The sequence below is a fragment of the Methylobacterium sp. FW306-05-D genome, assembly GCF_058782155.1.
In genome coordinates this window covers 1-13,193 of the sequence record NZ_JBYSXL010000097.1, presented here as the reverse complement: position 1 = coordinate 13,193, position 13,193 = coordinate 1, and the positions used below count along the sequence as shown (strand labels likewise).

Below are 13,193 nucleotides of genomic sequence, written 5' to 3'. Positions count from 1 at the left end.
ACCCTCCCCGAGACCCGGCCGGCCCCCGCCGCCGGTTCGAACCGGCCCCCTGCGACGCGCCGTCACGGCAGACATGCCTGGCTGGCCCTCGGCCTGACGGGGCTGCTCGGTGCCGTCTGGGCCGTCGCCATCGCGAGTCGCTACCCCAACATCCTTCCGGGCTAGATCTCACCCGAAGAGATTCCTGTTGATGGCTCCAACTCCGTAGTTGTCGCGGGGAACGCGGCAACAGGTTGAAGCGTAGCGTCTCCAGGAATACCGGAGGCCGGCGATGCTATTAGCGGACGACGGACGCCCAACGGGAGTGACCTGGAACTACACCCGGAAAGAAATCCTGGCCGATGGCGCCGTGCATGTCGTGGGCGTCGCCCTCGGCGTCGCCGGTGCCATCGCCATCGTGGTGATCGCCGCCCTCTCGCCGCTCTCGCTTCTCGAGCGCGCCGGGGTCACGATCTACGCCGCCGGCCTCGTCTCGATGCTCGGCGTCTCGGCCACCTACAACATGTGGCCGGTCTCCCGGCGCAAGTGGCTGCTGCGGCGCGCGGACCACGCCCTGATCTACCTGATGATCGCCGGCACCTACACGCCCCTCGTGGCCCTGGTGGGCGACGGGTTGCCGGCCTGGAGCCTGCTCGGCACGGTCTGGCTGGTGGCGGCGATCGGCATCGCCCTGAAGCTGCTCCTGCCCGGCCGCTACGACCGCGCCTCGATCGGGCTCTACCTCACCCTCGGCTGGAGCGGTGTCGTCGCCTACGACGCGGTGATCGGCCGGCTCGGCGCCGACGCCCTCTGGATGCTCGCCGCGGGCGGCGTGCTGTACTCCCTCGGGGTGATCTTCCACGTCTGGCGCAGCCTGCCGTACCAGAACGCGATCTGGCATGCCTTCGTGCTGGCCGCCACGGCCTGCCACTACGGAACCGTGATGGCGACCGTGATGGGCGCCGGAGCCTGAGGGTTCCGCAAGGCCCGGCGCCGGAGCGCCGAGTCCGCTCGCCGGGTCTACTTGCCGGTGCAGAGGCCGCGATCGGCGAGGGTGCGGTGCTCGCGCGGGTCGCAATCCGTCGAGAGGAACGAGGCCCATTCGGCGGGGGTGCCGTAGAAGGCGTTGCGGTCGACGTCGCCGCGCACGCCGGGCACCCGGCCGGTGGAGGTGAACTGCCACAGCATCCACTTGCGCTTGGCGTAGCGCTGCTCCGGCTCGGCGGCCGTGGAGCGGACCCAGTGCGGGTAGTCGGGAAGCTCGTCCTCGAGCACGTCCTTGTGGAAGGTGATGTCGGTGTAGATGATCGGGCGCTTGCCGGTGTAGCGCTCCATCTCGTCGAGCATGTAGCGGATCATCGACAGGGCCTGGGCCTTGGGCAGCTTCTTGGGGCAGAGCTGCGAATGGCCGTTCCACTCTACGTCGAGGACGGGGGGGAGGGCGGTCGGATCGTTGGGGACGTTCTTCTTGAACCAGGCCATCTGGTCCTGGGCCGAGCGGCACCAGAACACGAAGTGGTAGGCGCCCCGCGGCACGCCGGCCTGGGCCGCGCCGTCCCAGTTCGCCCGGAAGCGCTCGTCCACGTGGTCGCCGCCCTCGGTCGCCTTGATGAAGGCGAACTGGGTGCCGGCCGCCCGCACCGACATCCAGTCGATGGGGCCCTGCCACTTGGAGATGTCGATGCCCTGGACCGGGTGCTGCTTGGCCCGGGCCACGCCGGGATGGGGCTTGGCATCGCCCTTGGTCGGATAGAAATCCGTGGTGCCCGAGCAGGCCGCCAGGGCCGACAGCACGGCGATGGCCGCGCCGCGCCGCAATCCGGTGCGCAGGGCCGTCAGGCGTGCACGCTGAATTCGACGTGCCGGGGCAGTCCCGTTCCTCAGCCGCATCGTCGCCCGACCCACCAGAAGTGACACGTTACCAATGGCTAAGGGATGGCCCGGCCGCGGTTAACAGACCTTTGACGGCAATGCGGCGGAATTCGGGAAGCCGTGTCGCGCGAGCCACATAGGGGCCGGACATCCCCGCTGGCCCCCAGGGGCTCCACCCCCTAAGTGCAGGCCGTGCCAGCGAGTTCGAGCCACGGGAGGGCGTCGTGAAGGTTCTGTTCACCATCGGGTACGAAGGGCTCGATTCCGAGCGCCTGATCGCCGCCCTGCGGGACGCACAGGTGGGGACCCTCGCGGATGTCCGCGCCGTGGCGAATTCCCGCAAGCGCGGTTTTTCGAAGACCGCCCTGCGCACCAGCCTGGAGGAGGCCGGCATCGGCTACGCCCATGCCCGCGCCCTCGGCACGCCGAAGGCCGGCCGTCAGGCCGCCCGCGCCGACGATGCCGCGCTGATGCGCCGGATCTACTGCGAGGCGGTGCTCGACACCGCCGATGGCGGGCTCGCCCTCGACGAACTCTCCGCCCTGGCGGCCCGCACCCCGATCTGCCTGCTGTGCTTCGAGCGGGAGCCGGAGCGCTGCCACCGCCGGGTGCTGGCCGAGCGGCTGGAGGCGCGCGGCTTCACCACCGTCGACCTGTTCGGCTGAGGCGCCGCGACCCGGGCGCCGCGTTGACAATCTAGAGTTATCCGGCATTCAATCCCGCGGGGGCTACGATGCCGGAAGAGCCATGACGCGCAGGGCGCTGGATCAGACGCTGGGCTTCCTGCGGTCGCTCGACCGCACCGCGAACACGGAGGAGGTCGGCCGCCTCCTGGTCTCGGAATTCGCCGCCCACGGGGTGGCGCACGCCATGGCCGGCACGGTCCCGCGCAAGGGGACGCCGGCCCGGCAGCAGAACGGGCACGTCCTCGTCAACACCTTCCCGGAGGAATGGGGCCGGCGCTACCTCGCCCGCGGCTACGCCTTCCACGATCCCACCGTGCGGCACCTGTCCGACAGCACCGTGCCCTTCGCCTGGAGCGACCTCGCCGGGCGCTTCGGCGACGATCCCGCCGCCCGGCGCGTCATGGACGAGGCGGGCGAGTTCCGCCTGCGCGACGGGATCACGGTGCCGCTGATGACCCTCGACGGCGACGTGGCGGGATTCAGCCTCTCCGGCGAGCAGATGGCGATCAGCCCGGCGGACCGCCCGATGATCCACCTCATCGCCACCTACGCCTTCGGGCACCTGCTGCGCCTGCGCGGCGCGGACGGCGCCGCCCGGGCCGCCCGGCTCGCGCCGCGCGAGCGCGAGGCCCTGCAATGGGCGGCGGAGGGCAAGACCGACTGGGAGATCGGCGAGGTGATGGGCATCTCGACCCACGGGGTCGATTTCCACCTGCGCTCGGCCCGGACCAAGCTCGGCACCACCAACCGGACCCAGGCGGTCGCGGTCGCCCTGCGGCGCGGGCTGATCAGCTGAGGCCACGCCCGTCGGAGGGCGCGCGCCTCCGCCTCGGCACGCCGCGACGCCTGTCCCTACGGATTCCCGTAGGTTTGTGACGGTCACGATCATGTCAGAACCGGCCTCGAACCGGAGGTTCTGACATGATCCAGATCGTGACGCCTGCGAACGAATACTGTTTTCGCGAAGAGATGGAACAGGCCTGGCGCCTGCGCCACGCAGTCTTCGTCGAGGAAAAGCGCTGGCTCGACCTCGCCCGGCCGGACGGGCGCGAGATCGACCAGTTCGACACGCCCCACGCGGTGCATTTCCTCGCCCTCGAGGCGGGCCGCGTCATCGGCTACAGCCGTCTCCTGCCCACCACCCGGCCGCACCTGCTCTCCGACGTGCTGCCCCAGCTCTGCGAGGGCACGCGGCCCCGCGGCCACGACACCTGGGAATGGACCCGGCAGGCCGTCGCCCGGTCCCATCGCGGCCGCGGCAAGGCGGTGAACCCGGTCTCCCTCGCCCTGCTCTCGGGCATCGTCGAGTGGGGGCTGGCCAACGGCGTGCGCCGGCTCGTGCTGCAGATGCCGACTCTCTACCTGCTGCACGTGGTGCAGCTCCACTTCCGGGGCCGGCCGCTGGGCCTGCCGCAATCGATCGGCGGCGAGGACATCATCGCGGCGACCGCCGGCTTCGACGAGCGGACCCTCGCGCGCCTGCGCGCCCTCACGGGCCGCACCGAGAGCGTCCTCTTCCCGACCTACCCCTACCTTGCCGCCTGACGCGCGCCCCTCGAAGGAATCCACCATGGCCCCCGCGATCCCGTCGCCGAACGGCGAAGCCCTCGACGTCCTCGCCGCCCACTGCATCGCGGCCCGCGCCGTCATCCAGAATGCCGGGACGCCGGTGATGCGCCGGCTGATCGACCTGCTCCTGTTCGAGATCGCCGTCGCGATGGCGGACCCCGCCGACGATCCCTCCGTCGTCCTCGAGCCCGTGGCCTGAGCGCTCAGCGCCCCATCAGGGCATCGACGTGGGCGGCCACCGAGAGGCCGAGCCCCTTCAGGCTGTAGCCGCCCTCCAGCACCGAGACGACGCGCCCGCCGGCATGGCGGTCCGCCAACGCCATCAGGCGGCGTGTCGCCCAGCCGAAATCGGCCTCCGTGAGATCGACGTGGCCGAGGGGGTCGAGGTGGTGGGCGTCGAAGCCCGCCGAGATGATGACGAGGTCGGGGGCGAAGGCGTCGAGACGGCGCAGGATTCCCGCCTCGAAGACCTCGCGGAAGGTCTCCCCGTCGTCCCCCGCCCGCAGCGGCACGTTGACGATGGTGTCGTGGTTGCCCCGCTCCGAGGCCGCGCCCGTGCCGGGGAAGAGCGGCATCTCGTGGGTGGAGGCGTACATCACCGTGCCGTCGTCCCAGAAGATGTCCTGGGTGCCGTTGCCGTGATGGACGTCCCAGTCGACGATCGCGACCCGGCTCGCCCCGTGCGCCACCCGGGCGTGGCGCGCCGCGATGGCGGCGTTGTTGAACACGCAGAACCCCATCGCGGTCATGCGCTCGGCATGGTGGCCCGGGGGCCGCATGGCCACGAAGGCGTTGGCGCACTCGCCCTTCATCACCGCATCGACCGCGTGCACGGCGCCGCCGACCCCGCGCAGGGCCGCCTCGATGGTCCCGGGCGAGAGCAGGGTGTCGCCGTCGATCTGGACGTATCCCTCGGTCGGGGCGGCCTCGATGATCGCCTGCACGTAGGGCACCGGATGCACCAGGGTCGGCACCGAGGCCTCGGCCTTCGGGGCCTGGCCCCGCACCAGCCCGGCGAAGCGCTCGTCCTCCAGGGCCCGCTCCACCGCCCGGATGCGATCGGCGCGCTCCGGATGCCCCTCGGGCATGGCGTGGTCGAGGGCGGACGGATGGCTCACGTACAGCGTCGTCACGGTGGTCCCTCCGCGGGCAGCCGACCCGCCGCGGCCACGCGACGACAAGGGTGCCGATGAATCGCGTCCGGCGCGCGATCGCCCTGCTGGGATGCGCGCTCGGCCCCGCTTGCGCAAGACCCCGCTTTCCCGAGACACCGCCGGCCCATGCCCCCGCCCGCGCAGGCCCCGCCGAACCCGGTTTTCGTCGGGCCGGCGCGGCGGGGCCGGGACCGGGCGGGCCGGGAACGGCGCGCCCCCGGCACCGGCCCGCAGCCCCCCGCCGCGCGGCGCCGCTGTCCGGAGGCGATCACGAAGACGTGGCGTGCCTGCGACCCTGGCGTGTGACAAGCCCGGGGGAAGCAAATCCAAGTCGCCGATCCGGGCGAAGCCAGTTCGGGGATTGCAGGTCCGGCCCCGCCGGCGGCCGCAGGGCGCCCGAGGATGACGATGCAGGCAGTGTCACCGGAGGGCCGGGCGTCCGCACCGGCGCGGCGGTCCCGTTTCCTCGACGATCGCGGCCCGGTCCGGGTCGGAGCCGGCGAGGCCGTCCTGCTCCGGACCGCGCCGGATGATTTCGGGGCCTATCACGATCTCTACGCGGTGGGCTCGACGGTCACGCGGATCGGCGACCGGTTCGAGGCGGCCGTCCGGGGCCGCCGCACCGCCGGCCTGCTGCTGTTCGACCGGCAGATCGCCGGGGCCGTGCACCAGCGCGAGATCCCGCGCGTCCGGCGCGACGACCTCGAACACGTCAACGTGCAGGTGTTGCGTTCGGGCCGGATGCTGGCGGGCGCACCCGGCCACGAGCGGCTGCTCACCGCCGGGGACGCGGTCCTCTTCGACACGAGGCAGCCGCAGCGCACGGTCCTGTACGATGCCGACTACGTCACGGTCGCGCTGCCGCGCGACGTCGTCGAGGCCGTTGTCCCGGACCTGCGCGGCCTGCACGGGCGCATCCTGCGTGGCGCGGCCTTCCCGGCCCTGGCCGAGGCGGTGCTGTCGCTGGCGCGGGGCATGGCGGACTCGGCCGAAGCCGGCCGGGGCGGAGGCCGCCTGATCGCCGGCCTCCTGCGCCCCGCCGCCGGCCCGTCGGCGTGGGAGGACGGGGACGCCGACGATGCCGAGGCGGCCCGGCGGCTGCGGGCGCTGCTCTTCATCGACGCCCATCTGGGCCGGCGGGACCTCGACGTGCAGGCGGTCGCCGCCGGCTCCGGCATGTCCCGCAGTTCGCTCTATCGCGCCTTCGCGCCGGTGGGCGGGGTCGGCCGGGAGATCGTCCGACGCCGGGTCGCACGGCTTCGCGCGGGCCTCCTGCGCCACGGTGGCGACGTCCCCATCTCGACCCTGGTCTGGGATCTCGGATTCGCCACGCCGAGCCACGGCTCGCGGGCCTTCAAGGCGGCCTATGGGCTGGCCCCGGGACACTTCCGCGAGGAGATCCGCCTCGCGCCCGGCCAGATCGTCGGCGTACGCGCCGCCGACCACCTGCGCGACTGGATCGCGAGCCTGAGCCGCGCGCGCCCGCTCGCCTGAGCGCGGCGGACGGCGCCCGCGCCCGCGGGCTGCGCCCTCCGGTGCACTGCGACGCGCCTCGGTTGCACCGGAGGGATCTGGCGTCGCCCCCAGGTGCCGGTTAACAACGCGGCCGCACCAGGGGAGAGCCAGAGCGATGCAGAGTTTCGTCCGCGCCAAGTTGCACGGCCTCAGGGTGACGGGTGCCGACCTGAACTATCACGGCTCGATCACCCTCGACGCGGAGTTCTGCCGCGAGGTCGGTCTCGATCCGCTCGAATTCGTCGAGATCTGGAACAAGATGTCGGGCGCCCGGATCAGCACCTACGTCCTCTACGGGCCGGCAGGCTCGCGCTGCTGCATCCTCAACGGCGCCGCCGCCCGCACCTGCCAGGTCGGCGACGAGGTCATCATCGCCTCCGCGACCTACGGCACCGTCGACGACGTGATCGCGCAGAAGCCGCGGGTGCTCATCTTCGGCGAGGGCAACACCGTGAGCGACCGCGTGACCTACGACGTCTTCCGCGACGACGAAGGACGCCTGGACATGCGGATCGTCTGACCCCCGACGCTCGGCCGAGCCCCAAGGGTTTCGCCTGGGGCCTCGCCCGCCGCCGACGCCCGGAGCGTGCGCCGCCCGGCCCTGCGGCCGTCATCCTTTCGAAAGGCTCATTCGTGAGTAGGCTTTAACCTGAACAGTGATTCAGATTTGCCCGTTAACCGCCTGAACGATGCCGTCCTGCATAGTCGAACCATCGACAGGGACACAGACCGGCCAAGATAAAGCCGGGGAGGCATCAAGACATGATCAACCTTTCGCTTCAGGTTTTCTGTAACCGTATCGTCGCCGCCGACCGCATCACCGCCGAGGATGTCAAGGCCCTGACGCGCGACGTCCTCACGGACGGCTTCGTCTGCCGCGACGAGGCCGACATGCTGATCGCCCTCGAGCGCATCGTCACCAGCGTCGATCCGGCCTTCGGCGACTACCTCGTCGCGTCCGTGGTGGATTTCGCGGTCTGGGGCGAGCGTCCCACCGGCTACATCGACGGCGGCGTGGCCTCCTGGCTCGTCGGCTCCCTGCGCGCCGGCAGCGGCCCGACCCGCCTCGCCGCCCGCATCGCCCGCGAGGTCGTGCGCGAGGCCCAGGCCAGCGACGAGACCCTCATCGCCTTCGCCCTGGCGGCCAACCGCGCCACCGCCGCGCACGACCGGTCCCGGGACCTGCTGGCCGCCTGAAGGCCCGCGAGTCCCGATCCTCGTGCCGATATTTCGAATTCAAAATGAGATGGTGCGATGCACCGTCAGATTGTCGGCGGCGCACCCCCATAAACCGGCCGCCGCCCGGGTTCGATCAGCTTCCCGAAGCCGCATAACTGCTTTAACGGGAACGAGCTTGGGCGTTTCTTGAGACGCCGCATGTTCCCTGACGGACCAGAGTGCGCGGAAAGATGTTCGACAAGATCCTGATCGCGAACCGTGGCGAAATCGCCTGTCGCATCATCAAGACCGCCCGCCGCATGGGCATCAAGACCGTGGCGGTCTATTCGGATGCCGACCGCGACGCCGTGCACGTCGCCATGGCCGACGAGGCGGTGCATATCGGTCCGGCCCCGGCCGCGCAGTCCTACCTGCTGATCGACAAGATCATCGACGCCTGCAAGCAGACGGGCGCCCAGGCGGTCCATCCGGGCTACGGCTTCCTGTCCGAGCGCGAATCCTTCCCGCGCGCCCTGGAGGCCGCCGGCATCGTCTTCATCGGTCCGAACCCCGGCGCCATCGCGGCGATGGGCGACAAGATCGAATCGAAGAAGGCCGCCTCGGCCGCCGAGGTCTCGACCGTGCCGGGCTTCCTCGGCGTGATCGAGAGCCCCGAGCACGCGGTCACCATCGCGGACGAGATCGGCTACCCGGTCATGATCAAGGCCTCCGCCGGCGGCGGCGGCAAGGGCATGCGCATCGCGCACTCGTCCGGCGAGGTGGCGGAGGGCTTCGCCCGCGCCAAGTCCGAGGCCGCCTCGTCCTTCGGCGACGACCGCGTCTTCGTGGAGAAGTTCATCACCGACCCGCGCCACATCGAGATCCAGGTGATCGGCGACAAGCACGGCAACGTGATCTACCTCGGCGAGCGCGAGTGCTCGATCCAGCGCCGCAACCAGAAGGTCATCGAGGAGGCGCCGTCGCCGCTCCTCGACGAGGCGACCCGCCGGAAGATGGGCGAGCAGGCCGTGGCCCTGGCGAAGGCCGTGAACTACGATTCCGCCGGCACCGTCGAGTTCGTGGCCGGCCAGGACAAGTCCTTCTACTTCCTCGAGATGAACACCCGCCTGCAGGTGGAGCATCCGGTCACCGAGATGATCACCGGCCTCGACCTCGTCGAGCTGATGATCCGGGTCGCGGCCGGGGAGCCCCTGCCGCTGGCCCAGGCGGACGTGAAGCTCGACGGCTGGGCCGTCGAGAGCCGGGTCTACGCCGAGGACCCGACCCGCAACTTCCTGCCCTCGATCGGGCGCCTCACCACCTACCGGCCGCCGGCCGAGGGCCGGTTCGGCGGCGCCATCGTGCGCAACGACACCGGCGTGGAGGAGGGCGGCGAGATCGCGATCCACTACGATCCGATGATCGCCAAGCTCGTCACCTGGGCCCCGACCCGGGCCGAGGCCATCGAATCGCAGGGCGAGGCGCTGGACGCCTTCGCCATCGACGGCATCCGCCACAACATCCCGTTCCTGTCGGCCCTGATGGCCCATCCGCGCTGGCGCTCGGGCAACCTCTCCACCGGCTTCATCGCGGAGGAATTCCCGGAGGGCTTCGTCGCCCCCGAGCCGAAGGGCGAGATCGCCCGGCGCATGGCGGCGGCGGCCGCCGCCATCGACCACAAGCTGAACGAGCGCAAGCGCGGCATCTCCGGCCAGATGCGCGATCCGGCCCTGCTGCATTTCGAGCGCGACCGCGTCGTGGTGCTGGCGGGCGAATCCTATCCGGTCACCGTCGACGCCGTCGGCGGCACCCTGATCGTCACCGGTGCCGACGGCGCCACCTGGCCGGTCTCCTCCGACTGGCGCCCCGGCGAGCCGGTCTGGCAGGGCGAGATCGGCGGCACCCGCGTCGCCATGCAGGTCCGCGGCCTCCTCAACGGCGTCGCGCTCCAGCACGCCGGCGCCGCGGCCGAGGCCCGGGTCTACACCCAGCGCGAGGCGGCCCTGGCCGCGCTGATGCCGGTCAAGGAGGATGCCGGCTCGGGCAAGCAGGTGCTCTGCCCGATGCCCGGCCTGGTCAAGGCGATCCTGGTCAAGGAAGGCCAGGAGGTGAAGAACGGCGAGCCCCTGGCCATCGTCGAGGCGATGAAGATGGAGAACGTGCTCCGCGCCGAGCGCGACGCCACCGTCGCCAAGATCGCCGCCAAGGAAGGCGACAGCCTGGCGGTCGACGCGGTCATCCTCGAATTCGCTTGACGCCTCGCCGACCTCGCAGGCGCCCTCTCCCCAAGCGGGGAGGGCGCCCGCGAATCGCGAGTCCAGGGACGGGTCGATGCCCCTCTACTTCGCCTATGGCGCGAACATGGATGCCGGCGCGATGGCCGCGCGCTGCCCGCGCTCGACCCTGATCGGGCAGGGCCGGCTCAACCGGCACCGTTTCATCATCATGCGCGAGGGTTACGCCTCCGTGGTGCGTGACCCACGCGCGACCGTGTTTGGTATACTGTGGGATTTGGCGCTCGGGGACGTGCCCGCCCTCGACCGCTACGAGGGCGTCGCCTCGGGCCTCTACGTCAAGGCGATGCAGCCGGTCTCGGTGCCGGGCGGCTCGAAGCGGGCGCTGATCTATCTCGGCGGCACCAGTGCCACCGGCGCCCCGCGCTCTGGCTACCTCGAATCCGTGCTGGCCGCCGCCGCCGCCGCGCAGTTGCCGGCGGCGTATCGCGCCGAATTGCAGGGCTGGCAGCGCGGTCGTGCCGGCTGACGCAAGCTTTCGACATGTCCGCCCCTCGTCCCGGACCCGCGCGACCGTCGAGCACGCGGCGATCCGGCCATCGGATACCGGTCGGACACCTCCGTCTGCGCGCCGGCGTGATATCTCGTCTTCCGAACGACAGCCGCTTTCCCATTCGACAGAGGACAAGACTGCGATGCCGGAGATCAGAACCGTCGCGGTGATCGTCAGCGGCCGCGTCCAGGGCGTCGGCTACCGGATCTGGACGCAGGGCGAGGCAGGCCGCCAGGGCCTCGCCGGCCATGTCCGCAACCGGCCGGACGGCACCGTCGAGGCCCTGTTCTCCGGCCCCCCCGACGCCGTCGAGCGGATGCTGGAGGCCTGTCGCCAGGGGCCGCCCGGGGCCCGCGTCACCGACCTCGCCATGATCGAAGGCGCCGCGCCGCCCCCGGAGACGGGCTTCGCGATCCGCTGACGGGCGGTCCGCCCTGACAGGCCTCCGGTCCCGTACCGGCTGGACAGGGCGTCGGCATCCGCGCTAGCGCCCGGGCGGGACGCCCGGCGATCGGCCGTCCAGAGACCGGACGCGATGCTAACCGTCGACTTTTCCTATCTCGACCTCGCCGCCCTCTGCTACTTCGTGGCGGCCTGGGCCGGCTACGGCATCGCGGTGGCACGGATGCGCGGGCGCCGCACCAGCCTGAGCCAGATCATGAATGCCCAGCGCTCGGAATGGACCCGCCAGTTGATCGGACGCGACAACCGCGTGGTCGACACCACGATCAACGCCTCGCTCCAGAACGGCACCGCGTTCTTCGCCTCGACCTCCCTCATCGCCCTCGGCGGCGTGCTCACCCTGTCGCGCTCGGGCGACGACGTCCTGACCCTGTTCGGCGCGCTCCCCTTCGGGGCCGTCGCCACGCGGGCGACCTGGGAGATCAAGGTCGCGGGCCTGGCGATCGTCTTCGTCTACGCCTTCTTCAAGTTCTCCTGGGCCTACCGGCTATTCAATTACGGCGCGATCCTCCTCGGCGCCGTGCCGCCCAAAGGATCGGACGCCCCGCCGGAGCAGATGCTCCGTGCAGCCCGCAAGGCCGCCGCGATGAACATCGCCGCCGGCAGCCACTTTGCCCGCGGGCAGCGGGCTTTCTTCTTCGCCCTGGCCTATCTGGGCTGGTTCGTGAGCCCCTGGCTGCTCATAGCGACGACGACCGCGGTGGTGCTGGTGATGTGGCGCAGGCAATTCGCCTCGCAAATCCGTGCGGCCCTGCTGGCGGAAGACGACGGGACAGGGCAGGGATGGCAACCATGACGATTCCCAAGAAGCCCACCCGCCAGCGCACCTCGTCTCCGAAGGTCCCGGTCCCCAAAACGCCGGCTCCCGCGCCAGCGCCGAAGGTCGCCGCGAAGTCGGGCGGCCGGCCCGAGGTCAAGGGTCCATCCGAGGCGCTTATCGCCGAGACGATCCTGCGCCTCGTGGCGGAGCGCGGCGTCGGCAAGACCGTCTGCCCATCGGAGGTGGCCCGGGAACTCGGCGGGCCGCAGCCGGAAGGCTGGAGCCCACTGATGCAGCCGATCCGCCGGATCGCGGTGCGAATGACCAAGGCGGGCGAAGTCGCGATCCTGCGCAAGGGCAAGCCCGTGGACGACCCGGACGATTTTCGCGGCATCTACCGGCTGGGCGCGGCCGCCACGGCGCCGGACGACGCTTGAGGCGCCGGCAGGAGGGCATCGGTGTAGCCGACGAGCCGGTAGGCCACGAGGCCGAACCACTCCTTGGCGATGACATCGAGAAGCGAGAGCCCCTCCGACGCGAAACCGTTGATCCGCCACACGTCGTTCCAGCCGCCCGTGCGGTAGTCGACCGGATAGGCCGTCACCGCGAAACCCGCCTGCCGGAAGCACCCGACGGCCCGCGGCATGTGCCAGGCCGAGGTAACGAGGAGCCAGCGCTCGCCCGGCTGGGGCTTCACCATCGCGGCGGTGAAGAGAGCGTTCTCGCGGGTGTTGCGCGAACGGTCCTCCAGGATCAATCGGGTCCGCGGTAGGCCCATCGTGTCGGCGTAGCGCCCGACGATTTCCGATTCCGACGCCTTGCTGCTCGAGATGCTGCCGCTGCCGCCGGTGAAGACGAGGCGACCCTGAGGATAGCGTCGGGCGAGATCCGCCATTGCGACCTGCCGCTCGGCCGCATCGTTGAGGAGAAGCTGTCCGCGATCCGCCGAGAGCCGGGTCTCGATCGCTCCCCCGAGGACGATGATCCCGGTCACCGGCTGCCCGTCCTCGACGAAAGCCGGAAAGCGGTCCTCGAGGGGTAGGGCCGCGAGGACGGAGAGCGGCGACAGGCCCGCCACGAAGAGCAGGAGGCCCCCCGCTCCGCCGATCCACAGACCCGTCCGGAGCCAGCCGCCCGCCGCGAGGCCGATTCCCAGCAGCACCAGGAGGACGAAGGCGTTCGTCGGCGTGACCAGGAAATAGAGCAGCTTCGAAAGCGGGAAGAACATGCGCGGGTGACCGGGAGGGTGGG

General features: G+C 71.0%; 16 protein-coding genes. 13 read left to right on the top strand and 3 right to left on the bottom strand.

The features are described from left to right. Window positions 1-271: 271 nt before the first annotated feature. Window positions 272-952, top strand: a complete 681-nt coding sequence (trhA, locus tag AC3WLN_RS21615) for a PAQR family membrane homeostasis protein TrhA (RefSeq protein WP_463769022.1) — start codon at window positions 272-274, stop codon at window positions 950-952. Window positions 953-999: 47 nt separating this feature from the next. Here the strand turns inward: trhA and AC3WLN_RS21610 are convergent, their stop codons facing one another. After that, the gene (locus AC3WLN_RS21610) at window positions 1,000-1,869 is read right to left on the bottom strand and encodes a glycoside hydrolase family 25 protein (RefSeq protein WP_492484710.1); all 870 of its coding nucleotides are present in this window, start codon (window positions 1,867-1,869) and stop codon (window positions 1,000-1,002) included. Between the two features lie 215 nt (window positions 1,870-2,084). Between AC3WLN_RS21610 and AC3WLN_RS21605 the strand changes: the two genes are divergently transcribed. From AC3WLN_RS21605 to AC3WLN_RS21590, 4 genes are all read left to right on the top strand, one after another. Beyond that, complete coding sequence (locus AC3WLN_RS21605; RefSeq protein WP_492484717.1) at window positions 2,085-2,516, top strand: DUF488 domain-containing protein; 432 nt, start codon at window positions 2,085-2,087, stop codon at window positions 2,514-2,516. A gap of 82 nt (window positions 2,517-2,598) precedes the next feature. Beyond that, on the top strand, window positions 2,599-3,333 hold the full coding sequence (locus AC3WLN_RS21600) for a helix-turn-helix transcriptional regulator (RefSeq protein ID WP_492484708.1): 735 nt from the start codon (window positions 2,599-2,601) through the stop codon (window positions 3,331-3,333). A 125-nt stretch (window positions 3,334-3,458) separates the two neighbouring features. Beyond that, window positions 3,459-4,082, top strand: a complete 624-nt coding sequence (locus AC3WLN_RS21595) for an acyl-homoserine-lactone synthase (RefSeq protein ID WP_492484706.1) — start codon at window positions 3,459-3,461, stop codon at window positions 4,080-4,082. Between the two features lie 25 nt (window positions 4,083-4,107). Continuing rightward, window positions 4,108-4,305, top strand: a complete 198-nt coding sequence (locus AC3WLN_RS21590; protein ID WP_492484704.1) for a hypothetical protein — start codon at window positions 4,108-4,110, stop codon at window positions 4,303-4,305. Between the two features lie 4 nt (window positions 4,306-4,309). Here AC3WLN_RS21590 and AC3WLN_RS21585 read toward each other — a convergent pair whose 3' ends face one another. After that, window positions 4,310-5,239 (bottom strand): histone deacetylase family protein, encoded by a 930-nt coding sequence (locus tag AC3WLN_RS21585; RefSeq protein ID WP_492484702.1) that lies wholly within the window; start codon window positions 5,237-5,239, stop codon window positions 4,310-4,312. A gap of 429 nt (window positions 5,240-5,668) precedes the next feature. On the opposite strand from AC3WLN_RS21585, the gene AC3WLN_RS21580 reads away from it, so the two are divergent. The 8 genes from AC3WLN_RS21580 (at window position 5,669) to AC3WLN_RS21545 (ending at window position 12,379) form a co-directional block, all read left to right on the top strand. Continuing rightward, entirely contained in the window at window positions 5,669-6,754 is a 1,086-nt protein-coding gene (locus AC3WLN_RS21580; protein ID WP_492484700.1) for a helix-turn-helix domain-containing protein, read from the top strand. 136 nt (window positions 6,755-6,890) lie between these two features. Continuing rightward, entirely contained in the window at window positions 6,891-7,295 is a 405-nt protein-coding gene (locus AC3WLN_RS21575; protein WP_463769008.1) for an aspartate 1-decarboxylase, read from the top strand. Window positions 7,296-7,537: 242 nt separating this feature from the next. Continuing rightward, entirely contained in the window at window positions 7,538-7,972 is a 435-nt protein-coding gene (locus AC3WLN_RS21570) for a hypothetical protein (RefSeq protein WP_492484698.1), read from the top strand. A 212-nt stretch (window positions 7,973-8,184) separates the two neighbouring features. Further along, window positions 8,185-10,188 carry an acetyl-CoA carboxylase biotin carboxylase subunit gene (locus tag AC3WLN_RS21565; protein WP_492484696.1) on the top strand — a complete coding sequence of 668 codons (2,004 nt, stop codon included), beginning with the start codon at window positions 8,185-8,187 and terminating at the stop codon, window positions 10,186-10,188. Between the two features lie 76 nt (window positions 10,189-10,264). Then, window positions 10,265-10,696: a gamma-glutamylcyclotransferase family protein gene (locus AC3WLN_RS21560; RefSeq protein ID WP_492484694.1), complete on the top strand. Its 432-nt coding sequence runs from the start codon at window positions 10,265-10,267 to the stop codon at window positions 10,694-10,696. 166 nt (window positions 10,697-10,862) lie between these two features. Continuing rightward, window positions 10,863-11,141, top strand: a complete 279-nt coding sequence (locus AC3WLN_RS21555; protein WP_492484692.1) for an acylphosphatase — start codon at window positions 10,863-10,865, stop codon at window positions 11,139-11,141. A 114-nt stretch (window positions 11,142-11,255) separates the two neighbouring features. Beyond that, a complete protein-coding gene (locus AC3WLN_RS21550) occupies window positions 11,256-11,978 on the top strand; it encodes a DUF599 domain-containing protein (RefSeq protein WP_492484690.1) in 723 nt (240 codons plus the stop codon). A gap of 140 nt (window positions 11,979-12,118) precedes the next feature. After that, window positions 12,119-12,379, top strand: coding sequence for a DUF3253 domain-containing protein (locus AC3WLN_RS21545; RefSeq protein ID WP_492484715.1), 261 nt, complete (start codon window positions 12,119-12,121; stop codon window positions 12,377-12,379). Here AC3WLN_RS21545 and AC3WLN_RS21540 read toward each other — a convergent pair. Further along, complete coding sequence (locus AC3WLN_RS21540) at window positions 12,337-13,170, bottom strand: YdcF family protein (RefSeq protein WP_492484713.1); 834 nt, start codon at window positions 13,168-13,170, stop codon at window positions 12,337-12,339. The two genes, AC3WLN_RS21545 and AC3WLN_RS21540, sit on opposite strands and share 43 nt — an antisense overlap. Window positions 13,171-13,193: the final 23 nt, after the last annotated feature.